The organism is Mesorhizobium sp. WSM4846, from assembly GCF_055811415.1.
The window spans coordinates 58,067-64,914 of record NZ_JBVVPZ010000038.1; the positions used below are offsets into that span (position 1 = coordinate 58,067).

3 protein-coding genes are annotated in these 6,848 nt (G+C 63.9%); all 3 read right to left on the reverse strand.

What is annotated here, in order from left to right; genetic code table 11:
* Positions 1–332: 332 nt before the first annotated feature.
* The 3 genes from AC0L15_RS25590 to AC0L15_RS25600 all read right to left on the reverse strand — a co-directional run bounded on the left by AC0L15_RS25590 (position 333) and on the right by AC0L15_RS25600 (position 6,662).
* Positions 333–2,702, reverse strand: coding sequence for a DUF1989 domain-containing protein (locus AC0L15_RS25590; protein WP_287245280.1), 2,370 nt, complete (start codon positions 2,700–2,702; stop codon positions 333–335).
* A 359-nt stretch (positions 2,703–3,061) separates the two neighbouring features.
* Positions 3,062–3,691 (reverse strand): sarcosine oxidase subunit gamma, encoded by a 630-nt coding sequence (locus AC0L15_RS25595; protein WP_287245276.1) that lies wholly within the window; start codon positions 3,689–3,691, stop codon positions 3,062–3,064.
* On the reverse strand, positions 3,684–6,662 hold the full coding sequence (locus AC0L15_RS25600) for a sarcosine oxidase subunit alpha (RefSeq protein WP_473497510.1): 2,979 nt from the start codon (positions 6,660–6,662) through the stop codon (positions 3,684–3,686). The genes AC0L15_RS25595 and AC0L15_RS25600 overlap by 8 nt, the downstream gene beginning before the upstream one ends.
* Positions 6,663–6,848 lie beyond the last annotated feature (186 nt).

Here is a 6,848-nt window from a genome sequence, read left to right on the forward strand (position 1 = left end):
ATCGGCGACAGTCGACATTTCGCGATGCGTCACCGACGCACGCGTTGAACGACCTCAGGCGTTTTCCGCTCAGTAGTATTTTTTTCTTGGGAGTGAAGATCGACGCGTCACGCTTTCACGTCAAGCGTTTTTGTGAAGCTGTGCACATCGCAGATGTGGGACACGCTCTTGCCTTCTCCCCTTGTGGGAGAAGGTGACCTCGCGAAGCGAGGTCGGATGAGGGGTGATCCAGCTTGGCACCGACAGCATTCCGTCCAACATCACTCTTCCGTCTCGGCGCTGCGCGCCGATCCACCCTCTTCCACAGGGGGAGAAGGCAAGGGATGCTGCCGTCAGGAACGCGGTCTGGTCTTTTGCGGGTCGTAGTGCGCGAAGGCGACGACGCGCGCCGGCAGCCGCTTGCTGTGGCCGTCGAGCTTGCCGATCTCGACTTCGGTACCAATGGCGGAATGGGTAACGTCAAGCCTGGCCAGCGCGATGTTCTTGTTGAGCACGGGCGAGCGCATGCTCGAAGTGACCTCGCCGATCTGGGCGCGGCCGACATGGACGCAATCGCCATGGCCGACCGCGACATTGGCGTCGATGTCGAGGCCGACCAGTTTCTTCTGCGGGTTTTCCTTGCGCCGGATCAGCGCCTCGCGGCCGATGAAATCGTCGGTCTTGCTCTTCAGCGGCACGGTGAAGCCGATGCCGGCCTCGAACGGGTCGGTCTGGTCGGAAAATTCATAGCCGGCAAAGATCAGCCCGGCCTCGATGCGCACCATGTCGAGCGCCAGCAGTCCCATCGGCTTCAAGCCGTGCGGCTGGCCGGCCTCCCAGATGGCGTCGAACACCTTCTCGGCGTCGCGGGGATGGCACCAGATCTCGTAGCCGAGTTCGCCGGTGTAGCCGGTATGCGAGACGACGATTGGAATGCCGTTGCCGCCGCCGATGCGGGCGACGGCGAAACGGAACCATTCGAGCTCCTCGATCGACGGCTGCAGCGGCGAAGTCCAGATGATCTCCTTCAGGATGTCGCGGCTCTTCGGTCCCTGCACGGCGACATTGTGCATCTGGTCGGTCGACGAGCGCACCAGCACGTTGAGGCCGAGGCTCGTCGCCGTGTCGCGCAGCCATTCGCCGGACAGATCGTCGCCGCCGACCCAGCGGAAATTGTCCTTGCCGAGCCTGAGCAGCGTGCCGTCGTCGATCATGCCGCCATGCTCGTAGCACATGGCGGAATAGACGACCTGGCCGACGCCGAGTTTTTTGATGTCGCGGGTCAGCGTGTATTGCAGCAGCGCTTCGGAATCCGGGCCGGTGACCTCGAATTTGCGCAGCGGCGACAGGTCCATGATCACGGCATCCCGCCGGCAGGCCCAGTATTCGTCGATAGGGCCCTCTTTTGCGAAGGAATTGGCCAGCCAATAACCCCTGTACTCGACGAAGTTGCGGGTGTGCTTGGCAAAGCTCGAATGAAATGATGTCTCGCGGGTCATTTTCGGTTCCGAATCGGGCGTCATGCGTCTCGCGATCGCTCGCGAGAATTTATGCTTACCGGAATAGGTCCGCACATGGATGTCGGTCAGGTTCCAGCCATTGGCCGGCGTCGTGTCGTCGGGACAGGCGGACGACACGCAAACGATGTCGGTAAGCGCCCGCAGCAGCACATAGTCGCCCGGCCGCGACCATGGCTCGTCCGACACCATGACGCCGTGCGCGTCGATCGCCGTGTTGAAGAAGAAATTGATCGCCATCCAGCCCGCGCGAGGAGTTACACCCTTGTCGGAAAGCGCACGGTTGAAATTCTCCGAGCAGTTGGGATGACCGGGATAGCCGATGTCGTCGTAATATTTGGCGGCGCAAGCGAGCGCGAACGCATCGTGCCGGCCGCAGGTGTCCTGCACCACCTCGACCAGCGGCTCCATGTCCTGGTCGTAATATTTCGAATGCAGGCCTGGCATCGGATAGCTCGAACCCATCAGCGTGCGGGTCGTCGTCACGTCGAGCGGATGGTCGCGTCCCTTGTCGAGCTTGCGCGCCGAAAAGCACTGGAAGTCGGTGCATTGGCGCCCGTCGACATCGATGATCTGCAGATAGTCACCCGCCTTGACGAAGTAGGCTTCCGCGGTCGCCGAATGGACGCGCAAATCGAGCACCGGGTCGGCCAGCGGGTCGCCAAGCCTGGACTTCGCCGCCGGATGGATTGTGGCACGGCGCACGATGACGCTGAGCGGCGTTGCCGTGTCGTGGCCGTCGACCGGCATCGGTCCGCCCGGGGCGGCGATCAGCATCGAGCCATTGCGGGCAACGGCAAAACCCTGTTCGGTGCCGGCAGGGGTGGTGCCGCCGAAGATGCGAACCGCCTTTGCCTGGTCGAGTTGCACCTGGCGTCGCTCGAGCCCCTGGCGCAAGGACGCGAGGCTGTCGTAGCCATCCGCCAGCAGCGCCTTGATGCCGGCGGCATTGCTGTTCGATTTCTCGCCGAAAATGGTGGGGCCGGTAGCGCCGCTCTTGTCCCAAGCCAAAAGCTCGCAGGCCTGCCCGCCTTCGACATTGCGCACGGTGACGATGTCGCCCGCCTCGACGTCGATGAGCACCGCACCATTGCCTTGAACGGAATAGCGCTCCATGCCGGCTGGCAGCCCCATCTGGCCGGGCCGCAGGATCAGGCTCGGTCGTGGCGGTCCGGCGGCGACGGCGGGGTAGGGCGACTGGCTCATCTCGACCCGGGTCTCAAGAAACAAGTTTGCCTGTACGTAAAATTATTTTCGCGGCAAGAATAGGCAGCAAGGCCGGATTTAGCAAGGTGAAGCGTCGCACGCAGCCGCTTGCGGTTAGAATTCGGCTCAGCCCCATCTCCCGGGCGTTCGCGCTGCCCCTCACCTGCCTGCCGGCATCCTCTCCCCGTAAACGGGGCGAGGGGAACTCTCATTGACGGTTTCGCCAATCACCGACGTTCAAAAAAAGGCGCCAGCGTTGCGGTCAGCGTCTTTCTCCCCGTTTACGGGGAGAAATGCCCGGCAGGGCAATGAGGGGCAGCGCCGAGATTTGAAATTGGCCTTTCTCCGGCAAAAGCCGACTACCCCAACTCCCCTGAATACCCTATGTCGACGCCATACTCCGCGGCTGCGTCGAGCATCGTGTGCCACAGGCTTTCGGCGAAACTTGCAAACACCAGAAGATTGAACACCGGCTGCCCGTCCGGCCGGTCATTGCCACGCCAGAGATTGACGCTGGTATGGTCGATCGATGTGGCGGCAGCGGCGTCGATCGGAAATGCCGCCTGGTGCAGATCGATCGATGACAATTTCGCCAGCATGGCGCGCGCCTTGGCTCCCGCTACGCTGATCAGCGCGCGCGCATGCGACTGGTCCGACAGCGAGGCGGATTGCGAGAAAGCTTGTCTCAAAATGTCGATCGCGTGCTTGCCGCCCTTCGACAGGACGAGGAACTGATCCGGTCCTGACCAGATGAGCGTCACGTCCGAAGCGGTGACCGCCTTCGGCACATCCGGAGCCGCCATGCCGAAACGGGCTTCCGCGGCGCTGGCCAGTTCCGCCCCTTTGCCGCGCCGCGCCATCACCTGGATCAGGTCGAAATTGCGGATCTCGGTGAGCGAAATGCCCGGTTCGGCGTCGCGCGCGCCATAGGCCCCCACGACAAGCGCGTGCTCGAGCGGACTGCGAGAAACCCAGGAAAACTCAGTCACGCTGGCGCCCTCCATCCGGATCGTAGAAGACGGGTTTACACAGTTCGACATCATAGTCTTCGCCGCGCAGCGGGTCATGCGCATGGACGATCTCGCCGATCCGCTCGCGGCCGCGCTCGACAAGCGCCAGCCCGATCCACTGGTCGAGCGTCGGCGAGAAGCAGACCGAGGTGACATAGCCCTGGTCGTTGGCGGAACCCGGTATCTCGCCCTTCGGAATGATATGCGCGCCGGAGCGCAGGCGGCGCGCTCTGTCCGTCGGCTTGATGCCGACCACGACCTGCCGGGTGGGGGCGACCAGCGCCTCGCGTCCGGCCATGACGCGGCCGACAAAATCCTTCTTGGTCGACATCATTTTGCCCAGACCGAGGTCGCCTGCGGTCGTCGTGCCGTTCAGTTCCGGTCCGGCGACATGGCCCTTCTCGATGCGCATCACGCCAAGTGCTTCGGTGCCGTAGGGTGTGGCGCCGAATGGTTTGCCGGCCAGCGTCAGATTGCGCACCAGCGCATCGCCGTAGCGGGCAGGAACGGAGATCTCGAACGCCATCTCGCCGGAGAACGAGATGCGGAACAACCGCGCCTTGATGCCGCCGCGAAGCGCCACTTCGCGCGCGCCCATGAACGGAAAGCCCTCGTTCGACAGATCCTCGGCCGGATCAACGATTTCCCGAAGCAGATCTCGGGTTTTCGGCCCGGCGATAGAGAATTGCGCCCACTGGTCGGAGACGGAGGTCAGCTGCACGTCGAGTTCAGGAAACAGCACCTGCCGGCAGAATTCGAGATGCTGCATCACCGGCCCGGCCTTGGCGGTCGTGGTGGTCAGGAAATAATGGTCCTCGGCCAGCCGCGACGTGGTGCCGTCGTCATAGACCATGCCGTCCTCGCGCAGCATCAGCCCGTAGCGCGCTTTTCCCACAGCAAGACTGGAGAAAGTGTTGATGTAGACGCGGTCGAGGAAGGTGCCGGCATCCGGGCCGTGCACGTCGATCTTGCCGAGCGTCGAGACGTCGCAGAAGCCGACGGCAGAGCGCACCGCCTTGACCTCGCGGGTGACCGATTCCAGCCAGTCCTTTTCGCCGGCGCGCGGATACCATTGTGCGCGCTTCCACAAGCCGGTGTCGACGAACACCGCGTCCTGTTCGGCTGCCCAGTGATGCGACGGCGTCAGTCTTGTCGCATGGAAGTTCTCGTCGCGATGATGGCCGGCAAAGGCGCCGATGGCGACCGGCACATAGGGCGGACGGTAGATCGTCGTGCCGGTCTCGGGGATGGATCTGCCTGACACCGCCGCCATGATGGCGAGGCCTGCGACGTTCGAGGTCTTGCCCTGATCGGTGGCCATGCCGAGCGTCGTATAGCGCTTCAGATGTTCGACCGATTCAAAGCCTTCGCGCTGCGCCAGTTCGATATCGGAAGCGGTGACGTCATGCTGGTAGTCGACAAAGGCTTTGCCTTTGCCGGCGACATGCCAGAGCGGGGTCAGCGAAAATGCCTCGTCATCGGCGACGGGCGGCATGCCGGCATTGCCCCTGTGTTCGGCGCTCTGTGCCGCTGCCGCACCGGCGGCAAAGCCTTGGCGCAGGCAAGCGCCGAGGCCGAAGGCGCCGTTGGCGGCACCGGCGGCCACCATGCCCGGAGGGGCACTGTCCGGCACGAAGGCTGATATATCGTCCTGCCATTTCGGCCGGCCGCGATGATAGGACGTCAGCCCGACCGCCGGGTTCCAGCCGCCGGAAACGGCAAGCCCGTCGGCTTCGACTTCGGCGCGTGCACCGCCGGTGAGCGCCACGGAGATTTTCCTGACACCGTCCTTGCCGCCTTCGACACCCGCGACCGAACCGTTCAACACGGGAAACTCGGCCTTGGCGGCGAGAGCACGATGCACGGCGGATACGTCCGGGCGCGCGTCGACGACCGCTGCGATCTGCAATCCGGCGCCAAGCGCGGTCTCGACCGTCCGCCAGCCATCCTCATTATTGGTGAACAGCGCGATCCTCTTCGCAGGGGTTGCCGCATAGCGCTCGACATAGGTCCGCATTGCCGAAGCCATCATCACGCCGGGCGTGTCGTTGCCAGCAAAGACGATCGGCCGTTCGATGGCGCCGGCGGCAACAATCGAGCGCTTTGCCACAATCCGCCACAGCCGCTGGCGCACCTGATGCTCTGGCGGCGAGGGCAGGTGGTCGTTGACCCGTTCGATCGCGCCATAGGTGCCGCCATCATAGACGCCGAACAGTGTCGTGCGGTTCATGATGCGGACATCGGGCAGCGTGACGAGTTCGGCCAGCGTGCGGGAGATCCATTCGGCCGCCGGCATGCCGTCGATCGTGCCGCCATCCGACAGCAGGCGGCCGCCAAGCGCAAAATCTTCCTCGCACAGGATGACGCGGGCGCCGCTGCGCCCGGCGGCAAGCGCTGCCGCCAGCCCGGCCGGGCCGGAACCGGCGATCAGCACGTCGCAATGCGCCCAGGCCTTGTCGTAATGGTCTGGATCGGCGACGCCCGCGGCGCGGCCAAGACCGGCGGCGCGGCGGATCGCCGGCTCATAGACCGCTTCCCAGAATTTTGCCGGCCACATGAAGGTCTTGTAGTAGAAGCCGGCGACGAAGATCGGTGAGAACAGCTGGTTGACCGCCATCAGATCGTGGCGCAGCGACGGCCAGCGGTTCTGACTGGCGGCTTCCAGGCCGTCATAAAGTTCGGCGGTGGTCGCCTTGGTGTTGGGCTCGCGGCGCGCGCCCGTGCGTAATTCGACCAGCGCATTGGGTTCTTCCGAGCCTGATGTCAGGATGCCCCGTGGCCGGTGGTATTTGAACGAGCGGCCGACCAGCTTGACGCCATTGGCGATCAGCGCCGAGGCAAGCGTGTCGCCCTGGAAGCCGGCAAAGGTTTCGCCGTCGAAGCGAAAGTTCAGCGGCGCCGAGCGGTCGATGAGACCGCCCGATGTGAGACGATGGGGCTGGCTGGTGATCACGGTTGCCGGCCTTCCGTCGCTTTGACGTCATGCAGGAACGCAGCGCTGCCCCTCATCGCCCTGCCGGGCACTTCTCCCCGTATAGTGACGGGGAGAAGGGGGCCGGTGTCCGAACCGGATAGATAGGTAACAGAATGGACTGATTGCATGGGTGACAGTTTTCTCCTTCGCCGGGAGGACCGG